Below are 13,915 nucleotides of genomic sequence, written 5' to 3' on the forward strand. Positions count from 1 at the left end.
TAATGGAAAATTTAAGAGCAGCAGTTTTAAAAATTTTAGCAGATTTATGTAATACAGATGAAGTGGTTGAAAACCCAGATATTCTGATTTTTGAAGAAGGATTATTAGATTCATTCGGCACAGTTAGCTTATTAGTTGAAATCGAAGAACAAATCGGTATCAACGTGACGATTTCTGACTTTGATCGCGAGGAGTGGTCAACACCAAATAAAATCATTTCGATTTTAGAGGCTAGAAAATGAAAAGGGTTCAATTTATTGGGATGATAACAGCTATTTTCATTTTTTTACTAGCTTTGTATCTTCCAAATTCTTTTTACGAACTATTTATTACAAAAGAACGATTAAATAATACAGCAGCATCTTTAAACCCTAAAACATTTCAAGGGACCCTGCTTCAAGAGAAAATGTTAAAAGACCCAAAATTCCTACCTATTTTTGGGTCTTCAGAACTTGCTAGAAGAGACCCCTTCCATCCTTCTAGATTTTTTATGGGAGAAAAAGATGAATTTACTCCTTATTTAATTGGTCGAGGGGGATCACAAAGTCTCGTTCATTTTCTTGACTTAGCATCTTTAGGTGATGGAATAAAAAATAGAAAAATTGTATTTGTTTTATCTCCACAGTGGTTTATTCCACATGGCATTGACGATACTCATTTTTCACCTAATTATTCTGCACTTCAAACTTATTCATTCGTTTTTAATAATACAATTGATAATTCTGTAAAAAGACAAATTGCAAAGAGACTTTTAACGCTATCAATTATCAAAAAAGACTCTTTATTAGTAACCCAACTAAATGCTTTTATTTCAAATAGCAAAAAAGTTCAGTTCAAGGCTATGGCTGAAAAACCGTTAGCTTACACATATTTAAAAATACTTGAAAAGAAAGATCTTTTTGAGACCGTTATAATGGATCCAGATAAAAACTTCCGATTAAAAAAATCAAAATATGAAGATTTATCCTGGGATCGAGTAGCTCAAGTGGCCGATAAAATTGGAAAACGTGAGTCAACTTCTAACCATTTCGGTATAATTAATAAATACTATATAAAGCACATTCAAAAACGTCTTCCAGCTTTAAAAAATTATAAACGAAATAGCAACTATGGTGTATCGCCAGAATATGATGACCTTCAAATGGTTTTAGCATTATTAAAAAAAGAGCATACAAAAGCGTTGTTTATTTCCGTTCCAGTTAATGGACCATGGTATGATTACGCTGGATTCCCTAAAGAAGGTAGAGAAGTTTATTACAAAAAAGTAAGAAAACAAATTGAAGATGCTGGATTCCAAGTAGCTGATTTTTCTTCACATGAATACGATGAGTTTTTCCTAAAAGATACAATTCACTTAGGCTGGAAGGGCTGGGTATATGTAGATCAATCTTTAGATAAGTTTTATTTAGTAAACCGTACTCCCCCTACCGCAAGTTTAAATCATAGATATCAATGAAAAAGCAGACTGGTGTCTGCTTTTTTATGTTGCTACAGAAATTAAAAGTAAATATAATCTTAAAACTACCAAATACTAAAATAAACAAAAAATTAAAACTTCATTTATAATAAAAACGTAAAACAATCAATTATTTAACTGTTGAAAGAAGGTTTCTAATTTGGCACATATCTTGGTAGCTGGAAAAATCCCAGAAAAGGCTGAGCAATTATTGAAAGATCATCATGTTATTGTTTATGAAAATGAGCAATTAATTACAGAAGATGAAATGTGTGAACTTGTTGATGGGGTAGATGCAATTTTAAGTTTACTATCCACACCAATCACAAAAAGAGTAATTGATGCAGCTAAAAATGTAAAAATTATTGCTAATTACGGAGCAGGATTTAATAATATCGATGTAGATTATGCAACTAGTAAGGGGATCCATGTAACAAATACTCCACTTGTTTCTACAGACGCAACTGCTGAGCTAACATTAGGAATTCTCTTAGCTGTTTCGAGAAGAATAGTCGAAGGAGACGAACTTTGCCGTACAAAAGGTTTTGAAGGATGGGCTCCATTATTCTTTAGAGGAACAGAAGTATCAGGAAAAACTTTAGGTATTTTTGGTTTTGGAAATATCGGACAAGCAGTAGCTAAACGAGCTAAGGCGTTTAATATGAATATTATTTATCATCAGCCAAGAAGATTAAGTAATGAACTTGAACAAGAATTAAATGCCACATACGTATCAATGGATGAATTATTACAGACTTCTGACTATATTACCCTTCATTGCCCTTACAAACATGAGCTACACCATTTATTTGGAAAAGAAGAGTTTTACAAGATGAAAGATACTGCGTTTTTTATCAATGCAGCTAGAGGTCCTTTAGCGAACGAACAGGAATTAGTAGACGCATTAAAGGATGGTGCTATTGCGGGTGCAGCTCTAGATGTATTTGAATTCGAACCAAAAATAACAGAAGAACTAAAATCACTTACAAATGTTGTATTAACACCTCATATCGGTAATGCAACATATGAAACTCGTGATGCTATGTCTGAAATAGCAGCTAAAAATATTATTGAGGTTATGGCTAAACGGCTACCAATCTCACCTGTAAATCAAATCCTTGTGAAGAATTAAAAATAAAAAGGGCTGTTTCATAAGTTAGCTTGACCGGCTTATGTGCAACCCTTTTTTTATTATTGATTTACGCGTACTTTGGTACGGGAGATATTTTCGTTCAATTGTTGATTTGTAATCGATCTTTTAATTTATAATTAGCAGATTCGATTTAGAAAGAACTGAACTTATTTGGTAAACTTCCACTTAAAAGTCTCTATAATTTGTACAATTTTAAGGTCGTAATACCTTTACTATTTATAGGTAATTTTCTATTTTACATTGGATTAAATTGCAAATTCCCAAACTTTATTTACGATTAATTTGCAATTACTAGTTTTTCAAATAAAAAAGAGGGTTCCCATCAAAAGTTACAGTTGGGATACCCTCTCTTTTCTTATTATTGACTTACAGGTACTACAGCACCTTTATATTTTTTAATGATGAAATCTTGAATTTCTTTAGAGTGTAATACTTTTACAAGCTCTTTGATTTCTTTTTTATCTTTGTCACCTTTACGAACAGCGATAATGTTTACATATGGAGATTCTTTACCTTCTAATGCAATAGCATCCTTCATTGGGTTTAATCCAGCATCAATCGCGTAGTTTGTGTTAATTAACACTGCATCGCCTTCATTGTTTTGATAAACTTTTGGAAGCATTCCAGCGTCTACATCAGCTTGGAATTTTAAGTGTTTTGGATTCTCAGCAATGTCTTTAATTTGAGCTGTAGTTGGATCAATTCCAGCTTTAAGTTTAATTAAACCTTCTTGTTGTAACAAGCTTAACATACGACCATGATCAGCTACTGAGCTACTCATGATAATTTTAGCTCCATCTGGTAGATCATCTAAGCTCTTATATTTTTTAGAGTAGACTCCGATTGGCTCGATGTGGATCCCACCAGCGTTTTCAAATTTATAACCATTTTCTTTCATTTGAGATTCTAAATATGGAATGTGTTGGAAATAGTTTGCATCTAATTCTTTCGAAGCTAGTGCTTTATTTGGTAATACATAATCTTGGAATTTAACAATTTTTAAGTTAATTCCTTCTTTTTTAAGGATAGGTTTAGCTTGTTCTAAAATAACTGCGTGAGGTACATTTGATGCACCAACCACTAATTCTTTATTTTTATCTTCTCCACCTTTATTACATGCTGCTAAAGATAATGCTAAAACACCTGCTCCTAAAATTCCTACGATTTTTTTGAAATTCATTGTCAGTTCCTCCCTTATATGATTAAGCTCTTTTATCTATTTTTGTTGTTACTAAATCACCAATAAATTGAAGAATGAATACGATTAATAAAATAATTACTGTCGCAACAAGCGTTACTTGGTTATTAGAGCGTTGGTATCCTTCCATAAATGCTAAGTTACCAAGTCCACCACCACCTACTACACCAGCCATTGCTGTATAACCAACAATTGCAATTGTAGTAACAGTTAAACCTGAAATAATTGCTGGTAATGCTTCTGGAATTAATACTTTTACGATGATTGTAAATGTGCTAGCTCCCATTGCTCTTGCAGCTTCGATAACACCTTTATCAATTTCACGTAATCCGATTTCGACCATCCTTGCATAGAATGGTGCAGCACCAATAATTAATGCAGGTAATGCTGCTTTTGCTCCAAGCATAGAGCCAAGTATAAAGATCGTAAATGGAATTAATAAAATAATTAAAATGATAAACGGTATTGAACGAAAAATATTTACAAACGCTGCTAGGATTGTATTAAAAAATTTATTTTCAAGAAGCTGATCTTTACTAGTTAAAAATAAGAATAAACCTATTATTAGTCCAAAAATGAACGTTGCAAGAGCAGCGATTACTGTCATGAATAATGTTTCATGAGTAGCTAAAAGCATTGCATCCCAATCAACATTCGGAAAAAGTTGTGTCATCTTATGCTACCTCCACTTCAACTTGTTTTGATTCTAAGTAAGCAATTGCCTCTTTGATGTTATTTATGTCTCCAACAAGTTGAATCTTCATTGTCCCATAAGAGCCTTCAGCAGTTTGAACAATTTTTCCTTGCAAAATGTTAATTTCTATATCAAAGTGCTTAACAACCTCAGAAATATGAGGTTGATCTGCTTGACCATTTTTAAAGGTTAGCTTATAAGTATTATCCTTCCCATCACCTTCAGAAATTACTTCACTGTCTAATTCTTCATCATTGCCTTTGATTTGCGTCACAAATTTCTTTGTAATTGCTTGTTTAGGACGAGTAAATACATCAACAACATGGCCCTCTTCTACTACATTTCCGTTTTCCATTACAGCTACTCGTTGGCATATCTTTTGAATTACATGCATTTCATGAGTAATTAGGATAATTGTAATACCAAGCTGCTTATTAATATTTGTCAGTAAAGCTAATATTGAATCTGTTGTTTCAGGATCTAATGCAGAAGTTGCTTCATCGCATAAAAGAACATCTGGGTTATTAGCAAGTGCTCTTGCAATTCCGACACGTTGCTTTTGACCTCCACTAAGTTCAGAAGGATAAGCATTTTCTCTTCCTTCAAGACCTACAAGTTTAATTAATTCTTTTGCACGATTAATGCTTTCCTTTCTTGAAACTTTAGCAATTTCAAGTGGGAAAAGTATATTTTCTAATACTGTTCTCGACCACAATAAATTAAAATGTTGAAAAATCATCCCTATTTTCTGTCTTGCTTTTCTTAACTGACTTGATGAGCATTTAGAAATCGATTGACCATTAATAATCACTTCACCCGATGTAGGTGACTCAAGTCCATTTAGCATTCGTAATAGCGTACTTTTCCCTGCGCCGCTATATCCGATCATGCCAAAAATTTCACCCGCTTCGATCGTTAACGAAACATTTTGTACTGCGGTAACTGTGCCCTTTTTACCTTTGTATGTTTTACTTACATTATTTATTTGAATCATACACTTGATCTCCTTTCAAAACATTCTAACAACTTATCTTTCAATTTTTTGTAAGTAAGTACTTTTTTAGTCGCATAAAACAAAAAAACCTTTCAACTCACATGAGCAGAAAGGTTTAACATACAAAAAGTATTCCTTTCTCTCATCTCTCAAAGCATATGCTTTGCAGGAATTAGCACCATTTCAATGACAATCATTGACGGTTGCTGGGTTTCACAGGGCACAGTCCCTCCACCTCTCTCGATAAGAGTTAACTTACGATCTATTAAGTTGTTTAACGCAATTTCTTTAACGTAAGTCCAATTCTACAAAGTTAGACACTAGTTGTCAACAATTTTCTAAAAGTTTTTTTTCGTTATTAACACTCGTATATTGAAAAATTGTTTCCATTAGTAGTAATAATCGATAGTTCCCTTCAAAAGAAGCATCACTTAGTTTTATTAAGAGTCCTAACCTTTGCGAACCTGAATTTAGATATTCCCATCCATCTTTTGAAAAATTAACTCTAAGTTGCGGAATCGAACGATCAATTATCTCGATAAAAGGAGCCTTTTTACTTAACTTTATATACACTTTTTCATTTAGACAGTTAAATTCTACAATCCTTTCTTCGATTGGCAAAATAATTTGCAAATATTCTTTTTTTATAAATAAGTTTCTAGCTTGTCCAATCCACTCCTTGATTTCCATAATAAACACCTCTTCCGGATTCTTTAATCTTATTTTCTCATAGATAAGAGGTGTATTCTTTATAATTCGCTCGACATTTACCTTGATAATAATCTATATTTTAATTTTATTTCTACAGCATTCAACTCATTTCCCGAGAAATATGTCTAATATCTGGAAATATTTTAAGCCAAATAAAAAGAGTGCAAATAGTATGCACTCATCGTTTAATATATAAATTATATTTTTTTAACAATTCATGTAAATATGGTACAGACTGGAAAGCGTAAATTTTTTGTTTCATTTCCCCATTTTCAAAAATAAGTAAACAAGGTACACTTTCAACCTTCCAGCTTTGAGCTTCTTCCACTATTTCATTAATATTCACCTTACTTAGAGGTAAATTTGGCAGAATCTCATTTACAATTTCTAGCATTTTAGAAGCGACTTGGCATGTACCACACATTGCGGTATAAATATAAATAACTGTCGTCTCTTTTGATTGAATTCTTTGCATTATTTCATTCTTTGTCCATTGCTGCATAATCTTTATTCCTCTTTAATTTGTACGTAAATAATCTGTAAATACTAAAATATCTGCCCCTAATAATACACTAGCTAAATGTTGACTCGGAGCTGTTGCCACTTCACGATAACTTCTATCAATGTACAGATGCTCTGCCTGTGGAAATTCTCTTTTCAAGAGTCTTCTAAGCTTTTCACCAGCCTCATCTGCATCTACTAACACATAGATTTCTCTTAGATCTAACATTTCAGCAAGCTCATCTAGCTTTGAAGTACCAACTGTACCATTCGTACAGATAATATCTACAGGCTCCTTTATAATCGTCTGTATTTTTCTTTTATCAGTAGTACCTTCGACAATGATAACTTTTCTTTGATCTTCAATATTCACTGGGCATCACCTAATGTATAGGACTCAAAAACTTTTGACTAAAAATCTTTTGTATATAGTATATTCGATTTTCCTTTTGTTGTTTCCTTTTTTTCCCTAAATGAAAATGTCCCTTTAAATTATGTTTTATGTAAATAAGTTAAGCTTTATTACTTTTATTATACACATAAAATAAAAAAGCGCCCAAAAAGGACGCTTTTTTAGATAATTAATCTTGATTGATCATTTCTTCGTATTGACCAGCAGTCATTAACTCCTCAAGTTCAGAAGCATTTGTAGCTTCAACAACTACCATCCATGCTTTTTCGTAAGGAGATTCGTTTACGAATTCAGGATTTTCATCTAGATCAGAGTTTACTTCAATTACTTTACCACTGATTGGAGCATATAGTTCAGATACTGTTTTTACAGACTCAACGCTACCAAATGGCTCATTTATAGTTAGTTCATCGCCTACTTCTGGTAGCTCAACAAATACGATATCTCCAAGCTCTGATTGAGCGAAATGAGTAATACCGATATAGTATTTATTACCTTCAACTTTTACCCACTCATGTTCTTCTGAATAACGTAGTTCATTTGGAATTGACATTGTGAAAATCCTCCTCTGATTAATTACCTTAAATTATATAGTTATTTTATAACCAAACTTTTTCAAAAACTTCTTCATTAAAACCAACTGTCGCTTGATCTCCATTAAAAAGTAGAGGTCTTTTAATTAATTTACCATCCGAACTTAGTAGTTCTAGTAGCTCGTCCTCTGATTTCGTTGGAATAACATCCTTCAATCCAAGCTCGCGATATTTAACACCACTTGTATTAAACAATTTATTTATTGAAATTCCGCTTGCTTTATAAATATCAGCAAGTAACTCCTTTGAAGGTGGATTTAATGTAATATCAATTGCTTCAACTGGAATATTATGTTCTTTTAGCCACGAAGCAGCTTTTCGACAAGTTCCACATTTTGGATATGTATAAAAAATGATACTCATTTTAGCAACTCCTCCCAAAGTCTATTTTATCACAGGGGATATACGAGTTAAAATAGTTCCGTTCGAAAATTCTGTAATAAATTGTCGCACAACAACATTATAGCAATATTAATTACACTAAACTAGTAGAATGTTCGTGTTTTTCTGTATTTCCCACTAAAATATTTGGTTAATTTAAATATTCTAAAGTAATTCCCTAAAACTTTTCGACTAATCACTCAAATATAATTCAACTTATACTAGTATGGCACAAGTCATGGGAAAATTATCCTTTTAAAACTTATGAAATTAAGATAAAAACTGCCAATCATAAAATTGGCAGTTTTTTGTAAGATTAAACAGTATAACGATCTTCAGCTAAAACATTAGCTGCAATTTCACGCTTCTTCGCAATTACATTAATTGGCGTATGACGTGTAAATTTACGAAGAGCTGAAGTCATCATTCTTAAAGTGTCACCTGACTCAACAGCAACAAGTGTTTCTTTCGCATGAGCTTCAATCTCATTGAATGCTTCCTGGCAGAATACTTGAGTATAAAGTAATTTTTGGTTTGATTTGTCTAAACCTACTTTATTGATCGCTTTTTCAGTACGTAAAACTGTTGATTCCATTGCATAAATATTACTTACGATATCTGCAATATTTACTAGAATTTCTTGTTCAGTACTTAATCCTTTACCAAATTTTTGAACTGCTAATCCAGCAATCATGATTGCGATTTTTTTCGCATTACGAACTAAATATTTTTCTTGCTCTAATGGAGCGTCTCCCACTTCTTCAGGCATTAACATCATTAGCTCTTCTTGAATTTGTTGCGCTTGTTGAAGTAATGGAAGTTCTCCGCTCATTGCTTTTCGAAGGTAAGTGCTTGGTACAATTAAACGATTAATTTCGTTTGTTCCTTCAAAAATTCGGTTAATACGAGAATCACGGTAAATACGCTCAATTTCATATTCAGCCATGAAGCCATATCCACCGTGGATTTGTACTCCTTCGTCAGCTACATAGTCTAATACTTCTGAACAGAAGAATTTATTTAATGAACATTCAATCGCATACTCTGCTACAGCAGCTGCTACTGCTTTTGGATCTTTTGCTTGCTCTTCAGTTAATTGACTAAAGCGATCTTCAAAAAGTCCTACAGTACGATATGCTGAACTTTCACTTGCATAAATTTTTGTAGCCATACTTGCCAATTTTTCTTGAATTAAACTAAATTTAGCAATTGGTGTTTTAAATTGTTGCCGTTGGTTAGCATACGTTGCAGATAATTCTAAAGCACGTTTTGATCCACCAACTGTACCTACTGCTAATTTATAACGACCAATATTTAAAATGTTAAACGCAATAACGTGACCTTTTCCAATATCCCCTAAAAGGTTTTCTACAGGAACTTTTACATCCTCTAAAATCAATGTACGAGTTGAAGATGATTTTATCCCCATTTTCTTCTCTTCTGGACCAGTCGAAACACCTTCATAATCTCTCTCAACGATAAATGCTGTGAAATGCTCTCCATCAATTTTTGCATATACAACAAATACATCAGCAAACGCAGAGTTTGTAATCCATTGTTTTTCACCATTTAAAATGTAGTGAGTTCCTTCAGCATTTAATTTAGCAACAGTTTTTGCTCCTAAAGCATCTGATCCAGAACCTGGCTCAGTTAATGCATAAGCCGCAAATTTTTCACCTGATGCTAAACCAGGTAAATAACGTTGCTTTTGATCATGATTTCCAAATAAAACAATTGGAAGTGTACCGATCCCTACGTGTGCTCCTTGAGAAAGTGAGAATCCACCACCACGTGAAATTTTTTCAGTAATTAATGCTGAGCTAATTTTATCTAGTGCGATTCCACCATATTCTTCTGGCACATCTGCAGCTAATAATCCAAGCTCTCCAGCTTGTTTTAATAATCTAACAGTGCGGTCAAATTCGTGTTGCTCTAAATATTCTAATTCTGGTAAAACTTCATTAACTACAAAATCTTCAGTTGTTTTTGCAATTAATTTATGTTCATCTGTAAAATCCTCTGGTGTAAAAACTTTATCAAAAGTCACTTCTGTTGTTAAAAAGCTTCCGCCTTTAAGTAAGTTACCGATTGTTTTTTCCATCGAAAATTCCTCCTATTTTCTATTTACTAGTTTGAACATTTTCTATAACAAAGACATAATTCTAACAATCTATCTTTCGAACATCTATTAAACTAATTCAAATACTCCAGCTGCGCCCATTCCACCGCCTACGCACATTGTTACAATACCGAACTGTTCTCCACGACGCTTCATCTCATGTAATAGAGATAAAGTTAGTTTAGTACCAGTACAACCAAGTGGATGCCCTAATGCAATCGCCCCACCGTTTACATTTACACGGTCTTCATCAAGGCCTAAGTGACGAATAATTTGAATTGATTGAGAAGCAAATGCTTCATTTAATTCAAATATCCCTATATCAGATAAGCTTAATCCTGCTAGTTTAAGAGCTTTTGGAATTGCTTCAACAGGACCAATTCCCATAACTTCAGGAGCTACACCAGCTACTGCAAAAGAACGGAATTTTAATAATGGACTTAGTCCTTCAGCTTCTGCTTTTTCACGATCCATTACTAATACTGCTGCGGCCCCGTCACTTGTTTGCGAAGAGTTCCCAGCCGTTACTGAACCTCTCACATTAAATGCAGGTCTTAATTTAGCTAATACATCAGAAGACGTACCTTCACGAACACCTTCATCTTGAGAGAAGGTAAAATTCTTTTCTTCTAATTTATTGTTTGCGTTAACTGAACGTAGCGTTACATCAACTGGAACGATTTCGTCTACAAAACGTCCTTCTTTAATAGCAGCTGCTGCGCGCTGATGACTACGTACCGCAAATGCATCTTGATCTTCTCTTGAAATACCATAACGATTGGCAACTTGTTCAGCAGTATGCCCCATGCCCATATAATACTCTGGTGCATTTTCTACTAATCTACTATTTAAACGAGCAACATGCCCTCCCATTGGAAGTAAACTCATCGATTCTGCTCCACCAGCAATAATAGCTTCAGAATGACCTAACATAATTCGTTCACTTGCATAAGCAATACTTTGTAGACCTGAAGAACAATAACGGTTCACTGTAATTCCTGGAACTGAATGCGGTAATCCAGCTAGTGCTCCAATATTACGCGCCATGTTGAATCCTTGCTCAGCTTCCGGCGATGAGCAGCCAAAAATAATATCATCGATTGGACCATCGTAATTTCCCGCACGCTTTAATGTTTCTTTTACAACTAATGCCCCTAAATCATCTGGACGAACTGTTGCTAGTGAACCTTTTTTCGCTTTACCTACAGGTGTTCTCGCACCCGCTACAATAACAGCTTCTCTCATGTTCTTCCCTCCATCTTTAGATTAATTACGTAACGGTTTTCCTTTTACAAGCATGTGTTGCATGCGTGCTTGAGATTTCATTTCAGAAATTAAACTTAAAAATGCTTCACGTTCAATGTTTAATAAATACTCTTCGTCTACTAACGTTCCGAATGGTACTTTTCCACCAGCGATGACATATGCTAATTTCTTAGCAATTGTTAAATCATGTTCGCTAATATAGCCAGAATAGTACATTGAGTTTGCACCAGCTAATAAAGTTGCATAACCTGACTCACCAACTACTGGTACTTTTTCACGAATTGGAGCACTATAACCTGCTTCATACAACTCAAGTACTCGTTGTTTTGCTTCATAAATTAAGTGGTCTGCATTAAATACTTTGCGATCATCATGATTTAAGAATCCATTTTCAAATGCTTCTTGAGCAGAAGTCGAAACTTTTGCCATTGCAACTGTCTCAAATACACGATTTGCAAGACCTTGGAGGTCAAACTCAACACCTTCCGGGAACTGCTTTAATTGCTTAATATAAAGCTCTTTACTACCGCCCCCGCCTGGGATTAAGCCTACTCCAACTTCAACTAAGCCCATATAAGTTTCAGAAGAAGCAACTACGCTAGCAGCTGGTAAACAAATTTCAGTACCGCCACCTAGTGTCATACCGTAAGGAGCTACAACCACCGGCTTATCTGAGTACTTAATTTTCATCATTGCTTGTTGGAACCCTTTAACAACCATTTCAATTTCAAAATAGTTGTCATCTTGCGCTTCCATTAAAATCATTGCTAAATTAGCACCAACGCAGAAGTTTTTAGCTTGGTTACCAATAACTAAGCCTTTATAATTTTTTGAAACCTCATCAACTGCGAAGTTAATCATTTGTGTAATATCCATACCAATTGCATTGCTCTTTGTATGGAATTCTAAACATGCAACTCCATCTCCAAGATCAATTAAACTTGCACCTGAATTTTGTTTAATAATTCGACCTTGTTCTTTTAAAACACTTAATTTAACTTCTTTATCATTTCTTACTAGCTCTTCATATTCGCCATTATGATAGAAGCTAGTAACTCCATTGTCTTGCTTATAAAATGTTTCATTACCACTATCGATCATATTCTTAACCCAATTCGGTACAGTTAATCCTTCGCTTTCCATTCGTACGACTGATTTAGATACACCAATTGCATCCCAAATTTCAAATGGTCCTAAATCCCAGCCAAATCCCCACTTCATTGCTTGGTCAATTCCGACGATGTTATCAGAAATTTCACCAGACAATTCAGCTGAATAGACTAATACCGGGCTAATAATGCTCCATAAGAAATTACCTGCCCGATCATCAGCATATACAAGCGCTTTCAACTTATTCGCTAAACCTTTAACTTGTTTGATGCCTTCAGTTGAAGCTGTTTTTAAGCTTTTTCTTTCTCCATATTCAAATGTGCTTGGATCTAATTCTAAGATTTCTTTACCTTGCTTTAAGAAAAATCCTTGCCCAGACTTACTTCCAAGCCAATTACGATTAGCCATTTCCTTCATAAATTCTGGAACTTTAAATACTTCTTTCTCTTCGCCTTCTACTAGCTCATACACATTGTTTGCAACATGGATAAATGTATCTAATCCAACTACGTCCAATGTACGGAATGTAGCACTAGAAGGGCGCCCAATCATTGGACCAGTAATTGAATCGACTTCTCCAACACTGTATCCGCCTTTTAGCATTTCTTGTACAGTTACAAGTAATCCGTATGTTCCGATACGGTTTCCAATAAAGTTTGGAGTATCTTTTGCTAATACAACGCCTTTACCTAAAACGTCTTCACCAAAACTTTTCATAAATGTAAGTACTTCTTCAGATGTATGTTTAGTAGGAATAACTTCTAATAATTTTAAGTAACGTGGTGGGTTAAAAAAGTGAGTGCCTAAGAAATGTTTCTTGAAGTCATCTGAACAGTCTTCAGACATTGCTTCAATTGAAATACCAGATGTATTTGAGCTCACGATTGAGCCTGGTTTGCGGTATGCATCAACACTAGCTAATACTTGTTTTTTAATTGCTAAATTTTCAACAACTACTTCAATAATCCAGTCAACTTCGTTTAAACGACTCATGTCATCTTCAAAGTTACCTGCTTGAATTAACGTTAAGTTTTTCTTAGATGCAAGAGGAGCTGGCTTTTGTTTCAATAATTTCTGAATAGCCGTTTGACTGAATCGATTACGAAATTCTTTGGAGTCAGTAGAAAGACCTTTTGCAGCATCTTCCTCAGTTAGTTCTCTTGGGACAATATCAAGTAGTAATGTTGGAATACCTATGTTTGCCAAGTGTGCAGCGATTCCAGATCCCATCACACCAGAGCCGAGTACAGCGGCTTTTTTAATTTTTTGGATCATATGCATTTCTCCTCCTCATATCTTGAATGAATACTCATTCACTTTCTGGATA

At 34.1% G+C, this 13,915-nt stretch carries 14 protein-coding genes and 1 riboswitch; of the genes, 3 read left to right on the top strand and 11 right to left on the bottom strand.

Translation table 11 applies throughout. The annotated features are described in order from the left end of the window. The first annotated feature begins 2 nt into the window (after positions 1 to 2). From dltC to MY490_RS19545, 3 genes are all read left to right on the top strand, one after another. Entirely contained in the window at positions 3 to 242 is a 240-nt protein-coding gene (gene dltC, locus MY490_RS19535) for a D-alanine--poly(phosphoribitol) ligase subunit 2 (RefSeq protein WP_248267142.1), read from the top strand. Further along, positions 239 to 1,456, top strand: a complete 1,218-nt coding sequence (gene dltD, locus MY490_RS19540; protein WP_248267143.1) for a D-alanyl-lipoteichoic acid biosynthesis protein DltD — start codon at positions 239 to 241, stop codon at positions 1,454 to 1,456. Before dltC ends, dltD begins: the two co-directional genes overlap by 4 nt. 160 nt (positions 1,457 to 1,616) lie before the next feature. Further along, positions 1,617 to 2,588 carry a 2-hydroxyacid dehydrogenase family protein gene (locus tag MY490_RS19545; protein ID WP_248267144.1) on the top strand — a complete coding sequence of 324 codons (972 nt, stop codon included), beginning with the start codon at positions 1,617 to 1,619 and terminating at the stop codon, positions 2,586 to 2,588. A 379-nt stretch (positions 2,589 to 2,967) separates the two neighbouring features. Here MY490_RS19545 and metQ read toward each other — a convergent pair whose 3' ends face one another. The 11 genes from metQ to MY490_RS19600 all read right to left on the bottom strand — a co-directional run bounded on the left by metQ (position 2,968) and on the right by MY490_RS19600 (position 13,860). After that, the gene (gene metQ, locus MY490_RS19550) at positions 2,968 to 3,789 is read right to left on the bottom strand and encodes a MetQ/NlpA family ABC transporter substrate-binding protein (RefSeq protein ID WP_248267145.1); all 822 of its coding nucleotides are present in this window, start codon (positions 3,787 to 3,789) and stop codon (positions 2,968 to 2,970) included. A gap of 22 nt (positions 3,790 to 3,811) precedes the next feature. Beyond that, the gene (locus MY490_RS19555) at positions 3,812 to 4,480 is read right to left on the bottom strand and encodes a methionine ABC transporter permease (RefSeq protein ID WP_248267146.1); all 669 of its coding nucleotides are present in this window, start codon (positions 4,478 to 4,480) and stop codon (positions 3,812 to 3,814) included. A gap of 1 nt (position 4,481) precedes the next feature. After that, a complete protein-coding gene (locus MY490_RS19560; protein ID WP_248267147.1) occupies positions 4,482 to 5,495 on the bottom strand; it encodes a methionine ABC transporter ATP-binding protein in 1,014 nt (337 codons plus the stop codon). A 139-nt stretch (positions 5,496 to 5,634) separates the two neighbouring features. Continuing rightward, positions 5,635 to 5,745, bottom strand: a riboswitch (SAM riboswitch). 77 nt (positions 5,746 to 5,822) lie between these two features. Then, on the bottom strand, positions 5,823 to 6,185 hold the full coding sequence (locus tag MY490_RS19565; protein ID WP_248267148.1) for a hypothetical protein: 363 nt from the start codon (positions 6,183 to 6,185) through the stop codon (positions 5,823 to 5,825). Between the two features lie 199 nt (positions 6,186 to 6,384). Continuing rightward, a complete protein-coding gene (locus MY490_RS19570; protein WP_248267149.1) occupies positions 6,385 to 6,708 on the bottom strand; it encodes a thioredoxin family protein in 324 nt (107 codons plus the stop codon). A 15-nt stretch (positions 6,709 to 6,723) separates the two neighbouring features. Further along, entirely contained in the window at positions 6,724 to 7,074 is a 351-nt protein-coding gene (locus MY490_RS19575) for a ribonuclease M5 (RefSeq protein ID WP_088014517.1), read from the bottom strand. 214 nt (positions 7,075 to 7,288) lie between these two features. After that, positions 7,289 to 7,672 (bottom strand): glycine cleavage system protein GcvH, encoded by a 384-nt coding sequence (gcvH, locus tag MY490_RS19580; protein WP_248267150.1) that lies wholly within the window; start codon positions 7,670 to 7,672, stop codon positions 7,289 to 7,291. 46 nt (positions 7,673 to 7,718) lie between these two features. Further along, entirely contained in the window at positions 7,719 to 8,075 is a 357-nt protein-coding gene (locus MY490_RS19585; RefSeq protein WP_248267151.1) for an arsenate reductase family protein, read from the bottom strand. Between the two features lie 334 nt (positions 8,076 to 8,409). Continuing rightward, complete coding sequence (locus tag MY490_RS19590) at positions 8,410 to 10,194, bottom strand: acyl-CoA dehydrogenase family protein (protein WP_248267152.1); 1,785 nt, start codon at positions 10,192 to 10,194, stop codon at positions 8,410 to 8,412. Positions 10,195 to 10,281: 87 nt separating this feature from the next. After that, positions 10,282 to 11,457, bottom strand: coding sequence for an acetyl-CoA C-acetyltransferase (locus MY490_RS19595; protein ID WP_248267153.1), 1,176 nt, complete (start codon positions 11,455 to 11,457; stop codon positions 10,282 to 10,284). A 21-nt stretch (positions 11,458 to 11,478) separates the two neighbouring features. Next, positions 11,479 to 13,860 carry a 3-hydroxyacyl-CoA dehydrogenase/enoyl-CoA hydratase family protein gene (locus MY490_RS19600; protein WP_248269434.1) on the bottom strand — a complete coding sequence of 794 codons (2,382 nt, stop codon included), beginning with the start codon at positions 13,858 to 13,860 and terminating at the stop codon, positions 11,479 to 11,481. Positions 13,861 to 13,915 lie beyond the last annotated feature (55 nt).

Origin of the sequence: Gottfriedia acidiceleris, from assembly GCF_023115465.1 — a bacterium.
GTDB classification, from domain to species: domain Bacteria; phylum Bacillota; class Bacilli; order Bacillales; family Bacillaceae_G; genus Gottfriedia; species Gottfriedia acidiceleris_B.

Bases quoted from the DNA above. Each gene is read 5' to 3' on its own strand.
- dltC (WP_248267142.1), top strand. From the start codon at position 3: ATGGAAAATTTAAGAGCAGCAGTTTTAAAAATTTTAGCAGATTTATGT.
- dltD (WP_248267143.1), top strand. From the start codon at position 239: ATGAAAAGGGTTCAATTTATTGGGATGATAACAGCTATTTTCATTTTT.
- metQ (WP_248267145.1), bottom strand. From the start codon at position 3,789: ATGAATTTCAAAAAAATCGTAGGAATTTTAGGAGCAGGTGTTTTAGCA.
- MY490_RS19555 (WP_248267146.1), bottom strand. From the start codon at position 4,480: ATGACACAACTTTTTCCGAATGTTGATTGGGATGCAATGCTTTTAGCT.
- MY490_RS19560 (WP_248267147.1), bottom strand. From the start codon at position 5,495: ATGATTCAAATAAATAATGTAAGTAAAACATACAAAGGTAAAAAGGGC.
- MY490_RS19565 (WP_248267148.1), bottom strand. From the start codon at position 6,185: ATGGAAATCAAGGAGTGGATTGGACAAGCTAGAAACTTATTTATAAAA.
- MY490_RS19570 (WP_248267149.1), bottom strand. From the start codon at position 6,708: ATGCAGCAATGGACAAAGAATGAAATAATGCAAAGAATTCAATCAAAA.
- gcvH (WP_248267150.1), bottom strand. From the start codon at position 7,672: ATGTCAATTCCAAATGAACTACGTTATTCAGAAGAACATGAGTGGGTA.
- MY490_RS19585 (WP_248267151.1), bottom strand. From the start codon at position 8,075: ATGAGTATCATTTTTTATACATATCCAAAATGTGGAACTTGTCGAAAA.
- MY490_RS19590 (WP_248267152.1), bottom strand. From the start codon at position 10,194: ATGGAAAAAACAATCGGTAACTTACTTAAAGGCGGAAGCTTTTTAACA.
- MY490_RS19595 (WP_248267153.1), bottom strand. From the start codon at position 11,457: ATGAGAGAAGCTGTTATTGTAGCGGGTGCGAGAACACCTGTAGGTAAA.